The sequence below is a fragment of the Wolbachia endosymbiont (group B) of Xylocampa areola genome (assembly GCF_964028205.1).
In the GTDB taxonomy this organism is placed as follows: Bacteria; Pseudomonadota; Alphaproteobacteria; order Rickettsiales; family Anaplasmataceae; genus Wolbachia.
In genome coordinates this window covers 484827-505220 of the sequence record NZ_OZ034771.1, presented here as the reverse complement: position 1 = coordinate 505220, position 20394 = coordinate 484827, and the positions used below count along the sequence as shown (strand labels likewise).

Here is a 20394-nt window from a genome sequence, read left to right as displayed (position 1 = left end):
TAATAATGGAGCAAAGTATGGAATTAACAGTAGGAAATAATGCACCTGATTTTAGTTTGCCAACAGATTCTGGCGAAATTTTATCGCTGAGTGAATTTTTTGATAAAAAAAATGTAGTCCTTTATTTTTATCCTAAAGACGATACTCCGGGCTGCACAATGGAGGCAAAAGGCTTTAGAGACAATATAGAAAATTTCTCTTCTTTTGACACAGTGATAATTGGTGTATCAAAAGATAGCGTTAAGTGCCACGCTAACTTCAAAGCAAAATATTCTCTGCCATTTTCTTTAGTTTCTGATGAAAATGCTGAAATGTTGGAAAAGTATGGTGTTTGGGTAGAGAAAAGTATGTTTGGCAAAAAGTATATGGGAATAGAGCGCACTACTTTTTTAATAGATAAAAAAGGTAAAGTAGTGAAGATCTGGAAAAACGTAAAAGTTAGTGGACATGTTGATGAGGTTCTAGAAGAAGTAAGGAGAATATAAATTAAAGAATGACTACCCATTGCTATATAAAAAAACTGAAATTATATAACTTTCGTAGTCATTCAAACTTTGAACTGGATTTAGATGATAGACCAGTTGTAGTAACTGGCAAAAATGGTATTGGAAAAACTAATATACTTGAAGCAATCTCATTGCTTGCTAAAAGCAACGGAATGAAAAAAGCAAAAATCAATGAGATGCAAAATAGGCGCAGTAATGAAAGTTGGGTAGTGTATTATGATTTTTTCAATGGAGCAGAGCTTAACTCAATTGGTATAGGAAAGAATCTTAATAAGAAATTAATACAAATTGATGGGAAAACGCAGTCAAGCTACTCATCTTTGTATAGAATATCTAATGTAATATGGCTAATTCCACAAATGGACTATATTCTTCTTAATTCTCCAAGTGACAGGTTAAAATTTTTAGACCGTATAGTTTCACTATTTGAAGAAAATTACACCTATTGCTACATGAAATATAGAAAAGCTAAGCATGAGCGAAGTAAATTGCTTAGAGAGAATATTTTGGACGAAAGTTGGCTCTCTAGTCTTGAAAACGTCATGGCTACCAATGCAATTGATATTTTACGTATGCGATCATCTGTTTTAAAGATATTACAAGACACAATTGATAACCATTCTTGTGAGTTTTTTCCAAAGGCAAGTTTGAAATTTAGCAGTCAGCTAACTTTGAACGATACTGCAGAATATTTTCAGAATCGTCTAAAGGAAAACAGAGAAAAAGACTCATTAACTGGTAGAGTAACCTTTTCTGTACATAATGATAATTTTTGGGTTTTTTGCCAAAAAGGGGACATGCCAATAAATCTTTGTTCTACTGGAGAGCAAAAGCTATTACTGCTTTCTATCATCTTATCTAGTGTAAAAGCAAGGTGTATTCATTACAATAAAGCACCTCTTCTTCTGCTTGACGATATAATGTCGCATCTGGATAAAGATTACAGAAAGGTGTTAATGGAGGAGGTGTTAAGCATTCAATGTCAAACTTGGATAACCGATGTAAATCAAGATAATTTCAATAACTATCTTTGCTCTTTCAAGTTTTTTGAATTATCAAGTAAATAAATTTCAAGCGTGCTGTCATACATCAAGCTCATATTCGGTATGTAAATCTCTAATTAAAGCCTCAGCGTGTTTTTTTTGAACAACTATACTGATCTTGATTTCGGACATTGTGACAGCAAGTATTTCTATCTTTTTTTCGCTTAAAACCTTGAGTGTGCGATACATCACTTCAGTGTTAGACATAACACCAATACCAATTATTGAAATTTTAGCTATATTATTGTTTACGACATAATTTTCATTTTTGTTCAATAACTTTGTCATTAAATCAACATCAAATTTAGAAATCAAAAAGCTTGACCCATGTATCATGTCAACTTTAACGTTTGCTCCTGCTATATCTCTTAAAGTATCCAGAGTATTTGCAAAGTTAGTAAAAGTTACAAGAGCTTCGTGAGTGCTATAAGTTATTCCAGTAATTAAGTATCTTTCCAGTACATCTTTTTCGTGTAGTACTGTAGTGCCTTCTACTTCCTCAAAAGTGGATAACACTTGCACCTTAATATTATGCTTCATTGCAAGTTGTACTGAACGATTATGCAATATTTTAGCACCAGATGACGACATCTCCAATATTTCATTGTAAGAGATAGATTTAAGCTTGCGTGCCCTTGGAACAATTTTTGGGTCTGCTGTATATATTCCGTCAATATCAGTAAAAATTTCACAAGTCCTAATACCAAAGACTACAGCAAAGGCAATTGCTGAGATATCAGATCCTCCTCTACCAAAAGTAGTGATTCTATCATCGTGTATACCCTGAAAACCAGCAATGATTGCAGCAGTATAACCCTCAGCAAAAGATCTTTTTACATGGTCAATTTTTATCTTTTTTATTTTAGACTCAGAATAAAAATTATCCGTTACAATTGGTAACTGCCAGGCGAGCCATGATTTAGCATTAACTCCAACAGACAGAAGAGTGATAGCTAATAACCCGCAAGAGATTTGTTCTCCTGCTGAAAGCAGGACATCATACTCTGATAACTCTTGTCTACAATTTAAATTTGAAATTTGCCTGGCTTGAAAAGCCATTTGGTCAGTGAATCCTGCAGCAGCAGATACAACAGCAATTACATTATAACCTTTTTCAATATCGTTTTTTATTAGATTTGCAACTCGATTTAAGTCAGTTAGCGAAGTACCACCAAATTTTTTTATTATTATTTTGTTCATAGTTACAATAAGGTCAATTTCACCTTTCTAGAGAGTATAGTTGCTTAATTAAATGTGTTTTTCTGATCACTAATTAAAGTGATAGAGGATTATTCATCTTTATCACTACCAAGGTCTTTTAACATACTGTAGTTGCCTTTTCTAAATTTACCTTTTAAAGATGTAACTCCGCTTTCGCTAATTCCACTTAAGCTTAATGCTGCTCCACCTAGCTGCAATCCAATCTCAGACGTCTCGGGAATAATTTTACTAGCCCCTAGATCTTTATAAACCTCCACATTATTCAAATCTGGTAAACGTATTATAATATTTACATGTGGGAAGTTTGTTGCAACTAGAGAAACTATTTTCTTTATAGTGACTTCGTTCTTTATTGAAACCACAAGAGCTTGAGCTCTTTCTATTCCTACTGATTTTAAAATTTCATATCTTGTAGCATCTCCAAGATATATAGGGAAACTGTCATTTTTTCCTTCTTTCACTATTTTTGATTGAATATCTACAACAACATAACTTAAATGCTCTGCAGTAAGCATTTTCGTTACCATATATCCCACTCTACCAAACCCGGCAACTATTACGTGGTTATAAAGATCTTGTGTGTCTGTTTCGATTGCTTCATCGTCTAGTATTATTTTTTCAGTGCTAAATGAATTTGCTATCCAGTCTCCAATTCCCGATAAAAGAGGAGTAAAAGCCATAGTTACTGTAGTTACCATCATAAGCACTTGAGCGATTTCACTTGATAGTACATCTAATTCATCTGCTAAACGGAATAAAATAAATGCAAATTCACCGCCTTGTGCAAGCAGTAATCCAGCTTGTATTGCAGGTGCACTTCTAAATCCAAAAAATCTACACAATGTATATATAATGGACGTCTTTAAAACGATAAGGATAATTGATAATAAAGTAACGAGTGGTAACTTATTGAGTAAAAGGTCAATATCAATAGACATGCCAACAGTCATAAAGAATAAACCAAGAAATAAGTCTTTAAATGGCAATACTGCATGTTCTACCGAATTCCTGTGTTCTGTTTCTGCAACTAGTAACCCAGCAACAAATGCGCCTAATGCCATTGATAAATGAAATTGTTCAGTAATAAATGCTGATCCTAATATTATCAGAAGTGTTGTTGATATAAAGATTTCATTACTCTCCATTTTGGCAATAACCGAAAACAATGGCCTCAGTAATAACCTACCAGTTACAAATATCAACACCAATGCAATAGCTGCTTGCACTAATGAGCCTGCCAACGAGCTTATTAAGCTGTGTTCAGAATTGCCAGTAAGCAGGGGCACTAGTACTATTAGAGGTACCACTGCAAAGTCCTGCATTAGTAGCACTGCTATTGACAATCTACCAACTTGGCTTGCTTGAGAACCCTTTTCTTGCAGAACCTGCAACACTATTGCTGTTGAGGATAGTGCAAGTCCACCACCAATAACTGCTGCCATGTTTGTATTTACTCCAAAGGCAAGAGCAATGCACCATATTGCTATCATGGTAACTATAACTTGAAGGGAACCAAACCCAAACACATGCCTACGCATAGCGATAAGGCGTTCAAATGTCAATTCAAGACCTATAATGAACAATAGGAAAACTACGCCAAACTCTGCAAAGTTATCCATTACTTCAACTGAATGTATCAGATTAAATCCATGAGAACCAATCAATGCACCTGCAACAAAGTAACCAAGCACTGGACTAATATTCATTTTCCAAAACGCTATGACTATAAACACAGCAGCGGAAAGTAAGATTATAATATCAAACAAATGCTGAGAGCCGCTGTGCATAATATTTAACCTGTAGAATTAGACCATTTTATTGAACAACCAATACTTGATTTTTGGTCAATTGGAAGATTGCTAGTTTTTGCAATAAATTTCATCGCTTGAAATAAATCACTACTTCCTATTTCATAATTTTGAACTTTCTCTTTTTTTGCATTGTTAAAACGTCCACGATAACGAAGTTTTAAATCAGCGTTAAACCCAAAGAAATCAGGGGTACAAACAGCACCATACTCTTTAGCTACTTCTTGGTTACTGTCAATTAAATATGGAAATGTAAACTTATTTTTCTCTGCAAAATTAATCATGTTTTCAAAGGAGTCTTCTGGGTACTTATTCACATCATTTGGCATGATTGCAACGGTGTTTACCTGATAATCTTTTTTCAACAAATTAACATCGCTTACTAGATTGCTAATAATTGATTGAACGTAAGGACAGTGATTGCATATAAACATTACAATAAGACCATTTTCCCCATAGCAGTCACTTAATGTATAATATTTGTTATCCACTCCCAAGAGATTGAAATTCTTTGCAGTAAAGTCTAAATCTATCTTAGGAGTGTCTAGCGTAACCATAGCTCATAGAGAATTGTATACCGTATATAATTTATGATCTTATTGCTTAAATGTCAAATGGTTTCTATGTACACTATTTGCATTTAGCATTGTAATTATAAAATTTATGTTCATAACCTTCGAAGGAATAGATGGTTCTGGTAAAACAACACAGTCTGAGTTACTTGCAAATTATTTCAAGCAAATTCACGGTGAAAATAATGTCGTATTGACTAGAGAACCAGGTGGTACTGATTTTGCAGAAAAAATAAGAGGATCACTACTTAAGGATAATATTGATCCCATCTCTGAACTTTTATTATTTACCTCAATGAGATATGAACATATGAAAGAATTAATACTACCAGCTCTTAAAGAGGGAAAGACAGTTATTTGTGATCGATTTATCGATTCAACTATTGCGTATCAAGGGTATGGACTAGGTGTTGACTTGAGTCTAATAAGAGACTTACACAAATTAGTGGAAATTAAATATCCAGATATCACATTTATTTTAGATATTGATGTTCAAGTTGGACTCAGCAGAGCAAAGGATAAAAATAAGTATGAAGAAATGAGCATTGATTTCTATCATAAAATTCGAAAAGGATTTCAAGAAATAGCTATAAAAGAATCTAATAGATGTAATGTTATTACTGGAATTGCAGATAAAGACAACAATAAAGTGTATAGTGAAATTATTGATGTAATAAGAAAAAAGAAAAAAGGCATGCAGCCGCTATAATTTTGTCAATAAATACCCTGAGTTTTTTACTGAATGTTACGATTGAGCCTACAGGTCAAAAACAAGCTTTGAGTTAGAAATAACATTGCTATTATAATAAAAGAAATCGCAATATTTGTACAATTGAAAGATGGTTGCGGGAGTAGGATTTGAACCTACGACCTTCAGGTTATGAGCCTGACGAGCTACCGAGCTGCTCCATCCCGCGTCGTTGCTTATTTATTATTATATGCGTAATAATAATAAATAAAAGAATAAAATCACACTATTACATATATTTATATATCTATTAACCTTTCTTAACATGATAGTAAATTATATACATAACAATCTGTGCAATGAAAAATATAACTTGATATTGTGGTTCCCTATTTTTCAGTGTGCAGGAATTTTAACCTATTTCTCATTAAATTTTGAACCAAGCTGTGCTTTCACTATATCTATTTTTCTCTTGCTTTCACCTATACTAATTCTGATTGCAATATTATACAGGAAATACGCAATATTATGCATTTCTTTAATTGCAGTGCTCATAGGATTTACAGCCAGCAAATTCAGAACAGATTCAGTTAATACTCATATTCTTGATAAGGAAAGGTATGTGAAAGATATTGTTGCTACAGTGAAGGATATTAACGATAGGGGCTCATATAAACAATTTTTGCTTTATGAAATAAAAAACACGAAGTTCAAGCTGGATAACATCAGAATATCAGTTAAAACAAAAGCGGAAGAAGGCATTAAAATAGGGGATCAAGTAAAATTATCAGCAAAACTCTTTCCTCCAAAAATTGCGCCTTCGGAATATGCATATGATTTTGCAAGAATAGCATATTATCAGAAAATAAGTGCAACAGGCTTTGCAACAAGCAAAATAGTCCTGTACAAAAAGGCTGAAGCAAGAAAATTTCAAGAGTATATAGAATCTTTCCGTCAATATATCTATGAAAACCTACAGCAAAATACCAAAAAGCCACACGCGGACATAATCTCTGCATTATTAATTGGCAAAAAAGACGGGATAGATCAAAAAACTATGAATGCGATACGAGATTCAGGTATAGCACATTTATTCGCTATATCTGGTTTACATTTATCGTTTGTTGCTGGTCTATTTTTTATAGTATTCCGTAATTTATTTGCAATATCTGAAACTTTGACTCTTAAATATAACACTAAAAAAATATCTGCATTCTTTACTATCTTGCCAACTACCTTTTATTTGTTGATTACCGGTATGCAAATTTCTGCTCAGCGTGCCTACATCATGGTGATCTTGGTACTTGTTGCAATAATCATAGAAAGGAAATATCGAGGATTAATAGCAATTGCGTTTGCTGCTTCGGTGATACTCATAGTGGAGCCAGAAGCAATCTTAAAGCCAGGTTTTCAAATGTCATTTTCTGCTGTTTTGGCACTAGTTGCCAGCTATCAGATCAATGCTAATAAGTTATTCAAAATAAAAATAATAAAATATTTTGTGTCGATAATGATCAGCTCAGTCATAGCAAGTTTAGCAACTGTTCCGTACACAATATACAATTTTAACTATTTTTCAATCAGTGGCATTATCACAAATTTGATTGCTATACCAATAGTTACACTCATTATTATTCCACTTGGAATAATTTATGTTTTATTGATTCCTTTAGGTATTGAATGGATTATAGCGCCATTTATAGAGCGCCCAATTGACAGTATCTTGTGTATAACAAATGCAATCGCTAGTCTTCAGTATTTGGTTATTCCCACTCGCACTTTTCCTGGCTCATCAATTATTATAATAACACTTGGGTTATTGTGGCTATGCTTGTGGGAAAGGAATTGGCGTTTTTTTGGAATTTTCTTTATTGTGCTGGGTATTTTCTCTAGCGCTATGTATAGAACCCCTGACATCCTGGTCAGTATTGATAATCTTGCTGTAAAAGAAGATGACAGTTTACTATATTCTCTTACTAGGAAAAATAGGAACTTTGTTGTCAAAACATGGGCTAAACAAAACGGGCAGAATCAAATTTTGAATCACACTAAATTCAGTAATTCAAACAAAAGGCTAAAATGTAATGATTATGACTGTACATATAATAAAGGAAATAATAAGTCAGTGTTGCTAGCTCATAAAAGAGAAGATATTTTAGAAAATTGTAACAATGTCGATCTAGTAATTCAGTTAAGCAAGTTTAACTATCCAGCTTGCAATACTAAAATCATCAAATACTCTGACTTAGAGGCATATGGCACACACTCTGTTTGGCTAGCAAATAGTGGCATAAAGGTTAGCAAAGTCCGTTCTAATCGTCCTTGGCATAAGCCAAAAAACTTGTTTTAAAAGTGTTATTAGTATATAATTAATTAGGTGCTAGGAAGTTTATGCCTTTAGATATAATAAATCCTTTAAGTGTTAAAGTAGATCATAATTTTGCCAAAATAGATGATGCTATTGGTTTTTTCCCTAGATTATGGCATGCAGCAAAGAAATATTCCGTAAGTAACACTCTACCTATAGCAGCTGTAAATACTTGGCTTCAATTTTCTTTGGCTTATGTAGCTGCAATAATAATAACTAGTAATAATTTAAGCTTTATTACAGATATTTTTAACCCAACATTCATGCCAATTTACACTTTGGTTTCTATTATTCTTTTAACAACTTTTGCAGCCTCTTCTGCTATGAGATATATGCATAAGCAGAAGATAAAAGAAGGAAAAAAGCCGATAGAGGAATTAATAAATGATAAAATTAGAGGTGGCAAAGACAACGAGATAAGTGAACTTGCTGAAAATGCTCTAAAAATAGAGATAAAACCAAATTTAAGTTTTACAAGTCACAAAAAAGCAAGCTTTTCAATAATTTTGCCAATCTCTGAAAATCAAAAAAAAATATTAGATGATCAAAGACAAGAGAATAAGAATAAGGCAATTTTTCTTACCATACCATATGTAATTAGTGCTGTAATTATAGTTGGTGCGTTAATACAAAATAGACTGAGCTTTGCCAATATTCAGGATTTGGAATGGGCCATAGTTGCACTGGCTAGTATCATTGCTATTGTTGGGATATGTATAACATTCAGCAAGCTAAAAAACAATGAGATAAACAATAATCATAATATTGTTAAAAAGTTTAACAATTTGGATATTCTCTTTCCATTCAGAAGAGGTGGGGTTGTATCAGTAATGGAAAAAAAGACAAAAGATGAAGAAGAAAATGATTCTACATCTCGATTGATAAAATTACTTGATAAGCACTTGACTGATTTTACAGATAAAATTGTTGACTCACTTGATAAGCAGTTAGATGAAGTTAAAGGTCTACTCGATAATAAGCTTCTAAAGCCTGCAAATGATGAAATTAAAGAAACACTTGTTCATCTACGAAGAGTCAGAGAAGACATCAAAGAAGATTTGGATGAGTTGCACAAGGAAATCTCGCCCATTTTAAGTGAAGCTAAAGGGCTGGTAAAAAGAGCAAGTTCACTAAACATTGAAAGTATTTTTTCTAGTTTAGATAATGCTATTAAAATCGCTGAAGATAAGGTTGAGCGATTTGAACCAAGCAGATTTGTTGGCTTTTTTAAATCTGGGGAAAGCACAGTTAGTGATGATCCTTTGTTTATAGATATGTTGGAAAAGCAAAAAAAAGAGGCGGAAAAGATAAGGAAGAAATTAGAGGAAGAGCTAAAAAACGTAAAAGATGAACTAGAAGAATTAAAGAATAAACAAACTCAATCAACCGAACCTAATAGCAGTGAAGGCAGTATTACTGCTACTTCTCTTGAAAAACAGCGAGATGAAGAGAAAAAAGCAATAGAAAAAAATAGATTATTAAAATCAAAAAAAAGGATGAAAGAGCTGGAGCAAGAAAATGCAAAATTGGAAAAAGAATTATCTGAACAAGAAAAAATGGATGAATGGAGAAAAAAAGTTAACGGTAAAGCAAGTGGCTTTCTATATTATTTATTAGAGTCTATTAAGCTAGAAGAAAAAGATAAAAAAGAAGAAAAGAGGGAGTTAACGCTACGGAATTTTGATAATAAAATAATAATTTACTGGAAAGATGGCTCTCAAACAATTTGCCACATTAAAAAACAAGACGGCCTTCAAATTCAACCTAGTACAAAAGTTGATTTTGTGAATCCAGATGTTCATGCAGCATTTGAAGTAGCATGTTCAGGACTTTAAATATTAGTAGTGAAGAGAAAAAATTAAGATTAGATACTTATGTAGCTAAAAAATGCAACATATCTCGCAGTAAAGCGCAAAGATTGATACAGAATGAGCAGGTGAAATTACTTGGTATACCGATAATTAATAATGATCACATAGTAAAACCAGGTGAAGAGTATGTGGTGCATCTCATTCAACCTGACATATCCACATCAATTGAGCCTAATTATGACATAAAACTTGATATCGTCTATGAAGATGATGACATTATAGTTCTGAGTAAACAAAGTAGATTAACAGTACACCCAGGTGCTGGAACAAACAATGATACACTCCTGAATGCAGTGATCGCTCACCTTGGCAAAATTCCATATACAAATACAAGACCAGGAATTGTTCACAGGCTTGATAAAGATACTAGTGGACTCATGGTAATTGCAAAAAATGAACAATCCCACAGCTTCTTGTCTGAACTGCTATCAAATCGTAAAATAAAACGGGAATACTTAGCAGTAATTTGGGGAGCATTACCTAATCTGCAAGGAACAGTAAAAACCCATATTGCTCCAAAACGCAGTAATAAAGAAATGATGTGTGTCACAAAAACAGCAGGTAAATTAGCAATCACTCATTATTCAGTGAAGAAAATTATAGGGCAAGCAAGCCTGGTTACATGTACTTTAGAGACAGGCAGAACACACCAAATTCGAGTACACATGAGCCACATAGGACATTCTGTAGTTGGTGATCAAGTTTACGGAAAAAATAGTAGTAAAAGTGAAAAACATGCTAAAAACTCTGACTTTATCCGTAATTTCAATAGACAGGCACTACATGCTCACACGCTAGGCTTATATCATCCAAAAAGTAAAGAATATATAGAATTTGTTTCTGATTTACCACAAGACATGCAAGTCTTAATCGGTGAATTTGAAAATATATCTTAACAACATTCATATCAATATTATCATCCATGTTATCAAGAAATTAATTAATGAGAGAAAAACTGCTGCACTACCTAGATCTTTCACTTTTTTTGAAAGTATATGTTGTTCACTGGAAATACGCTCAATTGTTGTTTCAAAAGCAGTGTTAATAATTTCTACAATTAACACCAAAAATAGGCTACTTACCATTACTGCACGTTCTAAATTACTTACATCTAAAACAAACAAAGTTGAAACACATATTATAAAAAGCAGTAACTCCTGTCTAAACGCAACTTCTGATACAAAAGCTGATTTTATTCCTTCACAGGAGTATTGAATTGCTTTTATTAGACGAGTAATGCTTTTCTTCATTATCAATTTTGGAAACTCAATGAATTACACTTATTGCACTCAGGTAAAAAATGCATGAAAATACCTTTCAGTCGTGATCACTTACAAAGATTTTTAAGTTAAAGTCTAGCATATTGTTTGAATCAAGAAAATTAGTACAAAGCCTTTCAACAAACGCTCAAGGCAGTTATAGCATTTCTCATAATAGTCCGAACAGGTCATAGGAAGGCAGAATCAACAGCACGACGAAAGGATTCGAATAGAGGAATGTTTTTCCTGGCTCTGTTTTTTATAGCAAACCAATAATGCTCAATTTTGTTGAAATCTGGAGAATATGGAGGAAGATATAAAATTTCTGCACCAACTCCTTTAGCAAATCTTATTAGACTTATGAAAAGTAGCATTATCAAGGATAACAGTTTGTCCAGGTTCCAAAATCGGTGTCAGAAACTGCTCAAACCATTTATTAAAGATATCCATATTGCAGTGGCCTTTAAAGGTTAACGGAGCAATTATTTTTCTTCCACTTAAGGCTGCAACCATGCTAATTCGTTGAGTTTTCTTTCCAGATTTTAGGGCATAAAACAGCTGTCCTTTCTGGCAATACCCATAGGTTCAGTGTTATCAATGCCAGACTCATCTATATACACTAATTCTTTAGGTTCTTTTGTTGCTATAACCTTTGAAAATTGAGCTCGCTTTTCTTCATTTCTTTCTTTATATCCGTAGGTCTTTTTTTTCTTGTGAATCCTATATTTTTAAGTGCTCGATGAATTGTTTGTCTACTAATATTGCCCCAGCATCTCTGACTGAGTTTTGCCACCTTGCTCATTTGCAAATTCGGCAAATGCATTCCAGTCGGTAATTTTATGCCACGCTTCCAAGCTTTTTTGATTGAAAATCTCCCGTTTTCTCACGTCTTTTCTTCCACTCATATAAAGTTGTTTCTCCAATCTTAAATCTCTTGGCAACAGTTTCTCCACTCTCTCCTTCATCCAATGCTTCCATTACCTTTTTCCTTAAGTCATAACTATATGCTGCTGGCATGCTTACCATCACTACTATAAATCCATATCTTACCTTTTTTGGACTATTATGAGAAGTGCTATATATATTGATACTGACACAAAAATCCTTTAATTAAATTTCTCTCGCCTTAGCTTACACGATCCTCATTTTGAAATAAGTAATAATTTATTATAGTCTTGATATTTAAACATTTTGTATCTGCTGTAATGATTTCACTTCCAATTTGCTATTCTTTACATATTGAATTGCAAGCGCTAACGCTTTACTCCCAGAAGCTGTGGTGCTATAAGCTATATTTTGCAAAATAGCAGTTCTCCTGATATCTTTGCTATCTGAAACTGATTTCACACCTTTTGAGGTATTGATCACTAGATTTATTTTTCCATCTTTGAGCATATCAACTATGTGGGGTCTGCCTTCTCTCACTTTATTTACAGCTTTTGCAGCAATGCCGTTATTGTTCAGATACGAAGCTGTGCCTTTGGTGGCATATATTTCAAAACTCAGTTCTTTCAACATTCGTGCAACAGGCAATATACACTCTTTATCATCATCTTTTACTGAAACCAGAGCTGCTCCTTCTGTTGGTAACTTGTATCCTGCAGCCATGTGCACTTTTGCAAGTGCAGCTTCGAAAGATAAGTCAATTCCCATCACTTCTCCTGTTGATTTCATTTCAGGACCAAGTAAAGTATCAACTCCTGCAAAGCGGGTAAATGGAAAAACAGCAGCTTTAACTGCAAAATGATTGAAAGGCTTGTTTTCCTGATTCAAATTTTTACCCAAAATAACCTGAGTGGCAAGCTTTGCAACAGGAATGTTGATTACCTTGGAAATGAAAGGAACTGTACGGCTAGCCCTTAAATTCACTTCAAGTATGTATACATCACTCTCTTGAACAGCAAACTGAATGTTTATCAGACCTTTCACTTTTAATGCTAATGCTATTCTTTCAGTTTGGAGCTCGATCTCTTTTATTACTTCGTCACTCAATGTATTTGTCGGTATTGAGCATGTTGAATCGCCAGAGTGGATACCAGCTTCTTCAATGTGCTCCATGACCGCTGCAATGAAAACTTTTTTCCCATCACATACAGCATCAACGTCAACCTCAACTGCATTGACTAAAAATTTATCAAGAAGCAGCGATCCGTGTTCAAAAATTTTGGTTTGATTCAAGACATACTCTTTAAAGCTCTGAGTATCGTGTCTAATCGACATAGACTGACCGCCGAGGACATATGATGGCCTGACTACTAGTGGAAACCCCACCTTTTCTGCGTTGGTTAACGCTTCTTCTACTGAATGGCAGATAGAATTTTCAGGTTGTTTTAAATTAAGTTGCAAAGCAAGATTTTTAAATCTCATGCGATCTTCTGCAAGGTCAATAGAATCAAACGAAGTTCCCAGAATTTTGAAACCTCTCTCGTTAAGCACTTTGGCTAACTTTAAAGGCGTTTGCCCGCCGATTTGAACTATTACACCAACCAGTGTGCCATTTTCTTGCTCTTTGCTTAGTATTTCAAGCACATCCTCTGCAATCAGTGGGGCGAAATATAAACGATCAGCGGTATCGTAGTCAGTTGAGACGGTTTCTGGATTACAGTTAATCATTATTGTTTCATATCCCATTTCTTTGGCGGCAGAAGCTGCATGTACGCATGCATAATCAAACTCAATACCCTGACCAATGCGGTTTGGACCACTTCCTAAAATGACAACTTTTTTTCGATCCGAAATATTCGCCTCACATTCCGTTTTATTTTCAACATCACCCTCATAGCAGCCATACATATAAGCAGTGCTCGATTCAAATTCAGCTGCACAGGTGTCTACACGTTTATAAACTTGTTTAGTACCAAACCTTTTCCTTATTGCTTCAATTTGCTCTACTTTCTTATTGCTTAACTTTGCCAACCTTGCATCTGAAAATCCCATTTTTTTCAGCTCTAACATTTCATATGCAGTTCCAGGAAGGCCGTTTTCCTTGATTTTTTGTTCAGCCAAGATGATTTGCTGTATATTTTGCAGAAACCATAAGTCATATCCTGTAATCGAATTTATTTCTTCTATGCTAATTCCGTGACGCATTGCGTCAGCAGCAATCAGTAATCTGTTTGGCAGCAATTTTGCTAATTGAGATTTAACATCTGTGTCTTCAGAAAACACTTCATCAAGTCCCGTGAGCCCTGTTTCAAGTGAGCGAAAAGCTTTCTGTAGTGACTCATTAAAAGTGCGGCCTATAGACATTACTTCTCCCACTGATTTCATGGAGGTTGATAGTTCACAATTCGTCCCCTTAAATTTCTCAAACTCAAATCGAGGAATTTTAGTGACGATATAATCAATCACTGGTTCGAATGCAGCAGGTATAACTGGAGCACAGTCGTTACATATTTCATCGAGCGAATAGCCAATAGCAAGTTTAGTTACAACTTTTGCAATAGGATAGCCTGTTGCTTTCGAAGCAAGTGCAGAGGAGCGAGAAACCCTTGGATTCATTTCAATTACAACGAGGCTTCCATCTTCTTTAGGATTCACTGCAAACTGAACATTTGCACCACCGGCGCTAACATCAATTTCTCTCAACACTGCTATAGATGCATTTCTCATTTGTTGATATTCAGCATCACGCAGAGTCAAAGCAGGAGCAACTGTGATACTATCTCCGGTGTGCACTCCCATTGGATCAATATTTTCTATTGAACACACTATTATACAGTTATCCTTGCAGTCACGGATAACTTCCATTTCATATTCCTTCCAGCCCATAATTGATTCATCTATCTGAACTTCATTTATTGGTGAAATTTTTAGAGCACTTTCTGCAATATTGAAAAACTCCTCTTTATTGTATGCTATGCCGCTACCTGCGCCACCAAGAGTGAATGATGAACGGATGATTGCTGGTAATCCAATGTAATCCAAAGCCTTTTTTATTTGTTCTTGATTTTTTATAATGATACTTTTGGGGTATTTTAGACCTATTTTATCCATGGATTGGCGAAATAATTCTCTATCTTCCGCTTTTTTTATTGCTTCTCTATTTACTCCTATTAATTCTACGTTGTATTTGTCTAACACTCCATCATCTGCAAGTTTTATTGCGCAATTGAGTGCTGTTTGCCCGCCCATTGTTGGCAATATTGCATCTGGCATCTCCTTAATTATAATTTTCTCTATGATTTCAGGTAGCACCGGCTCAATATAAGTTGCATCAGAGAATTCAGGATCTGTCATTATAGTTGCGGGGTTGGAGTTAACTAAAATGACTTTATAACCTTCACTTTTTAATACTTTACAGCTTTGCGTTCCAGAATAATCAAACTCGCATGCCTGACCTATAACTATTGGGCCTGCTCCTATTACTAATATAGATTCTATATCTGTGCGTTTTGGCATAATTACAATAATAGTCTCGACTCAAATAATGTTACCAATCTTTCCTGTGTATGTGAATTTTTATTAAACCTAACTACCTTTAGGCTTAACAGTATCTTTGCAGATACTATGGTAATTTACTCGGGAGATTTGCTAAGTGGTAAGATTTGTCCTGATATGCTACAATCTTCAGAAGCAAGTTCTACAAATTTGTCTGTCAGTTTATCAGGTGGCACCAATTCAGATATATCTTTTCCCGGAAATGCTTGCTTATACATTTCACTATCGATAGGCTCTTCCGAATACACGGCATTTATGCACAAATTCGTATGTTTTGTCTCAGATGCATATATCTTCACCATTGCTTCTAGTGCAACTTTACTTGCAGCATATGGCATCCAATATGGATAAGAGGAAGGAGAAAGTGTTATCTTTGAGGTCATGAATATCGCTCTTCCAGCATTAGACTTTTTTAGTATCGGACCCAAATTTTTTAGCAAGTACCAACTGGCAGTAAAATTTGTATTCATTACCTTCTGTAGATCTTCAAGCTCACAATCGTGAACAGGGCTCAACTTACATAAAATTTCAGTGCATGTAATCAGTATATCAAGTGTGCCAGATTCTGATAATTTTGGGCTTTCTATCATATTTGCCAGTTTTTCTACGTTTTCAAAGTCTAAAAGATCAAGCTGAATTAGTTTTACATAGCCTTCTTTAAGCTCTTCAATTTCATTATACAGTGGCTTGAGGTGATCGATAAACCTTGAAATCAGAATCACACATGCACCTTCTCTTACAAACCTTTTTGCAACAGCAGAGCCTATTCCACCTGAAGCCCCGGTAATTAAAGCTACTTTACCTTCTAACTTACCCATTTCTTTCTCCTTAGCAAGATCCATTGAAATATTTTAGCTGAAAATTAAATTTTGCTCCATATATAAAAATCAAACTTAGCACATAAAAAAATAGTAACGATACTACCACACCACCTAAACTTCCATATATCAAATTCAGTTGATCAAAGGAAGCTTTTAAATATTGCTTGAAAGCTGAAGCAGAGATCGTCCAAAGAATAACAGCCACACAAGATCCGGGAAATACGTCTGATAAGTTTTGCTTTATGTTTGGCAATGTAAAATATAGCCAAGATACTATAGTAAAAAGCACAAACTCAATAAGTAAATATCTAGTATAACTTAGCCCTTGGTAAGAAAAATCAATTAACATTGGCACTAATGTAAAAAATACTATAGTCAGAGTTGTAACAAGCGTAATTACTAAAAATTGTAATATACTGAGCACCCTTCTCCATATATAAGGCGATGAAACCGGAACTTTATAGGCCTTATTCAATATCGTTCTAAATCCTTCAATTGTCGATGAGGCAGTCCAAACAGCGCCTACAATTGCCAAGGTTAATAAGCTTTGCGGAGGGCCTGATATTATCTCCCTAATACGTGGCATCAAAGATGATAAAATATCCTGTGGCATGTTATCAATAATAAATGCCCAGCCGACATTGTATTGATCTAAGAAATTTGCGAACGTTGATGCCATGGCTATTAAAACAATAAGAAAAGGAAATATTGATAACAGGATTAAAAATGATAGATACCCTGCATGCTCCACTCCATCATTATAAATTGTGTCAATTAAAGCACGATAAAGGCAATAAACGATACTATAAAATTTCTGTAGCACTTGTAATATAAATAAACTAAGAAAAGTATTCTAAATGAAATAAAGCATACTTTTAAGCAAAAAATCCTCACCGTTTACTTAAATTTAATCAAAATGATAGATAATCCAGCGTTAAATACGGAGGCATAATGAAAAATTTTCTTCTACTTGTAGCTTTAATTCTTTCCTTTGCATTTGATGCAAATGCTAAAAATACTTTTGTTGATAAAAATGATACAACATCATCAGTGATATGCAAGATAATAGGCTATACTCACGGCATAGGTGGACCGATGATCACAATAGTGATAATTGGTGCAGCTTTGCTTGCGATATTCGGCAGAATGCCATGGCCAGCGCTTTTTGCACTCGGTGCGTTCACTGCTGTGTTTTTTGGCGCTCCTGTAGTCGTTTCAAAAATAACACCAGAAGGTGTGATTTGTAAAAACGGTGCAGTAGCGGATAAGTAATAGAAATTACTGGAGGCATAATGAAAAATTTTCTTCTACTTGTAGCTTTAATTCTTTCCTTTGCATTTGATAATGCTTTTGCTGCTGCTGTTACTGATGATGCAACAACCAATACAATATGCAAAATAGTAGGCTATACTCACGGTATAGGTGGGCCTATGATTACAATAGTGATAATAGGTGCAGCTTTGCTTGCGATATTTGGCAGAATGCCGTGGCCGGCGCTCTTTGCACTCGGTGCATTTACTGCTGTGTTTTTTGGTGCACCTGTAGTTGTTTCAAAAATAGTACCAGGTGGTGTGATCTGTAAAGATGGTGAAACTGCTTGCCCTGATGGTAAAAGATGGGATGCAACAAAAAATACATGCGTATAATAAGCATTAAAGCTTCAAAACATTAGCAAATGGTGCTTCTTTAAGGAGCACCATCATTGCACGAACTTGTGATTTAAGAGCAATTTTTGCCAGTTCATCCAAGTACTGGTTTACTTTATGACGGTGTCATCCCAGTGCTTGACACTGGGATCCAGGAAATTTGATTGGATATTAAGTTTATGAGCATAAAAGCAGTTAATTTTATGTTAAAACACAACATTTTTGATGAGGCTGTATTAAGAGATGGATCCCAGTGTCAGCTACTCGGATGACACCATTTGCTACGCAATTTACTTTCAAAAATGAATGCTCGTACAGCTGTGTGTCAGCTACTTACATAACACCTCTCGAAAATTACTTTAGTTGCAAATATTAAGAAATTTACCAAATGAAGAAAAAAGGCAAAAGAATCCCCGTGTGACAAGTTTTATAATGTAAATTGATAATGTGCTAACAAGCGTGATTTGGCTTAATGTAGAAAAAATTTAAAAAGCCGCTATAATTTTTATGTAATTTGCCAATAAATATTTGAGTTTTTTACTGATTTTTTGATTGAGCCTGCAGGTCAAAAACAAGGATAAATACTCTTAGTATCATAGTAAAGGGAATGACGAAATTTGTAAAGTAGTTTTTACTCAAATGACGCCCAGGCAAAAACTATATGGTTATGCAAAAATCTATTTTTAAAACTGTTAATATAACATAGAAAAAACCTCACCTTCATTAATAATAGATTACTTACCAATTGGGTAATCACCAGTGAAGCAAGCATCACAATATTGCGGTGTAGCATTGTTACGCACCTCTCCTTTAACAGCCCTGTATAGGCCATCAATACTCAAGAAGGCTAGGCTATCTATTCCTATAACTTCCTTAATTTCCTCTACAGATTTATTTGCAGCAATTAAATCTTTGCACTCTGGCGTATCTATTCCATAAAAACAAGAGTGCTTAATTGGTGGACATGAAATCTTTAGGTGAATTTCTTTTACTCCTGCATCTTTTAACATAACTATTATACTTCTGAGCGTGCTACCACGCACTATACTATCGTCTATTAAAATTATGTTTTTACCCTTTAAAATATGCTTATTAGCATTGAACTTTAATTTTATTCTAACCTTACGTATTTCAGGGATTGGCTGTATAAATGTTCTTCCTATATAATGATTACGAATTATCCCCAGTTCCATAGGTAATCCTGAATGCTTTGCATATCCAATAGCTGCAGGTATTCCAGAATCAGGTATTGGTACAATCATATCTACATTGTTCTTTGGTGGACTTTCCTTTGCAAGTATTCTTCCTATTTCTTTTCTTGTATCGTATATAGACCTATTCTCCATTATGCTGTCTGGTCTTGAAAAATAAACGTATTCAAAAATACAAAAACTTGATTTTTGCTTTGGGAAAGGAAACATTGAGGCTAGCTTACTATCCGAACTGATGGTAACTAATTCGCCTGGTTCTATTTCTCTAATAAACTCTGCATTTATTATATCAAGAGCACAAGTTTCAGATGCAAGAACGTAAGAACCGTTTAACTTTCCTAAAACAAGAGGCCTGATTCCAGATGGATCACGTACTCCAATAACTACTTCTTGATTGATTGCCACAAAAGAATAAGCACCTTGTATTTGCTTTAATGCATATATAAAACTCTCTAAAAAGCTATCTTTTTCACCGCTTGCTGTCAGATGCACTACTACTTCTGTATCAATATCTGACTGAAAAACACACTCTTGTTTAATTAATTGTTCGCGTATCGGAGAAATATTAATTAAATTACCATTATGTGCTATGGCGAAATCTCCAAATTTGCCACTTTTGCCAAACATGGGCTGCACTCCAAATTTACTACCACTGGTTGAGTATCGAACATGACCTATTGCACAGTCTCCAGGTAAGGATTTCTTTATTTCATCTATATCATCAAATACGCTGCTCACTTGACCTTGAAAGTGATAAGAGAGCAGCTTATCGTTGTTACTGGTTACTACACCAAAAGACTCTTGACCTCTATGCTGCAAAGCGTGGAGAGCAAGTATAGAGTTAAAAGCAGCACTTTGGTTGCAACTTATGCCAAATACCCCACACTCCTCATGTACTTCATCAAGCATGAAAAATATTAAATAAAGCCTGATTGTACTT

16 protein-coding genes, 1 tRNA gene and 1 pseudogene are annotated in these 20394 nt (G+C 34.4%); 8 read left to right on the top strand and 10 right to left on the bottom strand.

Going from position 1 to position 20394, the window contains the following annotated elements; all coding sequences use genetic code 11:
* Positions 1-17: 17 nt before the first annotated feature.
* Positions 18-485, top strand: a complete 468-nt coding sequence (gene bcp, locus ABWU35_RS02400) for a thioredoxin-dependent thiol peroxidase (RefSeq protein WP_007302297.1) — start codon at positions 18-20, stop codon at positions 483-485.
* A gap of 8 nt (positions 486-493) precedes the next feature.
* Complete coding sequence (gene recF, locus ABWU35_RS02395) at positions 494-1573, top strand: DNA replication/repair protein RecF (RefSeq protein WP_007302298.1); 1080 nt, start codon at positions 494-496, stop codon at positions 1571-1573.
* A gap of 15 nt (positions 1574-1588) precedes the next feature.
* On the opposite strand, the gene ABWU35_RS02390 is transcribed toward recF, so the two are convergent.
* The 3 genes from ABWU35_RS02390 to ABWU35_RS02380 all read right to left on the bottom strand — a co-directional run bounded on the left by ABWU35_RS02390 (position 1589) and on the right by ABWU35_RS02380 (position 5135).
* The gene (locus ABWU35_RS02390) at positions 1589-2749 is read right to left on the bottom strand and encodes an aspartate kinase (RefSeq protein ID WP_007302299.1); all 1161 of its coding nucleotides are present in this window, start codon (positions 2747-2749) and stop codon (positions 1589-1591) included.
* Between the two features lie 89 nt (positions 2750-2838).
* Positions 2839-4557, bottom strand: a complete 1719-nt coding sequence (locus ABWU35_RS02385; RefSeq protein WP_007302300.1) for a monovalent cation:proton antiporter-2 (CPA2) family protein — start codon at positions 4555-4557, stop codon at positions 2839-2841.
* Positions 4558-4562: 5 nt separating this feature from the next.
* On the bottom strand, positions 4563-5135 hold the full coding sequence (locus ABWU35_RS02380; protein WP_012481946.1) for a thioredoxin family protein: 573 nt from the start codon (positions 5133-5135) through the stop codon (positions 4563-4565).
* 106 nt (positions 5136-5241) lie between these two features.
* Between ABWU35_RS02380 and tmk the strand changes: the two genes are divergently transcribed.
* Positions 5242-5859 (top strand): dTMP kinase, encoded by a 618-nt coding sequence (gene tmk / locus ABWU35_RS02375; RefSeq protein ID WP_007302302.1) that lies wholly within the window; start codon positions 5242-5244, stop codon positions 5857-5859.
* Positions 5860-5990: 131 nt separating this feature from the next.
* Here tmk and ABWU35_RS02370 read toward each other — a convergent pair.
* A tRNA-Met gene (locus ABWU35_RS02370) sits at positions 5991-6067 on the bottom strand.
* 96 nt (positions 6068-6163) lie between these two features.
* Here ABWU35_RS02370 and ABWU35_RS02365 point away from each other — a divergent pair.
* Genes ABWU35_RS02365 through ABWU35_RS02355 form a run of 3 tightly spaced genes read left to right on the top strand, consistent with a single transcriptional unit; the run spans position 6164 to position 10973 of the window.
* Positions 6164-8188: a ComEC/Rec2 family competence protein gene (locus tag ABWU35_RS02365; protein WP_026097260.1), complete on the top strand. Its 2025-nt coding sequence runs from the start codon at positions 6164-6166 to the stop codon at positions 8186-8188.
* Between the two features lie 41 nt (positions 8189-8229).
* Complete coding sequence (locus ABWU35_RS02360) at positions 8230-10041, top strand: coiled-coil domain-containing protein (protein WP_019236853.1); 1812 nt, start codon at positions 8230-8232, stop codon at positions 10039-10041.
* Positions 10026-10973 carry an RluA family pseudouridine synthase gene (locus ABWU35_RS02355; protein ID WP_264685522.1) on the top strand — a complete coding sequence of 316 codons (948 nt, stop codon included), beginning with the start codon at positions 10026-10028 and terminating at the stop codon, positions 10971-10973. The genes ABWU35_RS02360 and ABWU35_RS02355 overlap by 16 nt, the downstream gene beginning before the upstream one ends.
* Positions 10974-10979: 6 nt before the next feature.
* Here ABWU35_RS02355 and ABWU35_RS02350 read toward each other — a convergent pair whose 3' ends face one another.
* The 5 genes and pseudogenes from ABWU35_RS02350 to ABWU35_RS02330 form a co-directional block, all read right to left on the bottom strand.
* Positions 10980-11327, bottom strand: a complete 348-nt coding sequence (locus tag ABWU35_RS02350) for a diacylglycerol kinase (protein WP_007302306.1) — start codon at positions 11325-11327, stop codon at positions 10980-10982.
* 197 nt (positions 11328-11524) lie between these two features.
* A pseudogene (locus tag ABWU35_RS02345) lies at positions 11525-12353 on the bottom strand (IS630 family transposase).
* Positions 12354-12518: 165 nt separating this feature from the next.
* Positions 12519-15737, bottom strand: a complete 3219-nt coding sequence (gene carB, locus ABWU35_RS02340) for a carbamoyl-phosphate synthase large subunit (protein WP_052264966.1) — start codon at positions 15735-15737, stop codon at positions 12519-12521.
* A gap of 116 nt (positions 15738-15853) precedes the next feature.
* On the bottom strand, positions 15854-16618 hold the full coding sequence (locus tag ABWU35_RS02335) for an SDR family oxidoreductase (protein ID WP_007302308.1): 765 nt from the start codon (positions 16616-16618) through the stop codon (positions 15854-15856).
* On the bottom strand, positions 16605-17420 hold the full coding sequence (locus ABWU35_RS02330) for a YihY/virulence factor BrkB family protein (protein ID WP_007302309.1): 816 nt from the start codon (positions 17418-17420) through the stop codon (positions 16605-16607). The genes ABWU35_RS02335 and ABWU35_RS02330 overlap by 14 nt, the downstream gene beginning before the upstream one ends.
* Before the next feature lie 128 nt (positions 17421-17548).
* Here ABWU35_RS02330 and ABWU35_RS02325 point away from each other — a divergent pair, with 128 nt between their 5' ends.
* Positions 17549-17869, top strand: coding sequence for a TrbC/VirB2 family protein (locus ABWU35_RS02325; RefSeq protein ID WP_264684879.1), 321 nt, complete (start codon positions 17549-17551; stop codon positions 17867-17869).
* Positions 17870-17889: 20 nt separating this feature from the next.
* Complete coding sequence (locus ABWU35_RS02320; RefSeq protein WP_264685523.1) at positions 17890-18243, top strand: TrbC/VirB2 family protein; 354 nt, start codon at positions 17890-17892, stop codon at positions 18241-18243.
* 734 nt (positions 18244-18977) lie between these two features.
* On the opposite strand, the gene purF is transcribed toward ABWU35_RS02320, so the two are convergent.
* Positions 18978-20363: an amidophosphoribosyltransferase gene (gene purF, locus ABWU35_RS02315; RefSeq protein ID WP_007302311.1), complete on the bottom strand. Its 1386-nt coding sequence runs from the start codon at positions 20361-20363 to the stop codon at positions 18978-18980.
* Positions 20364-20394: the final 31 nt, after the last annotated feature.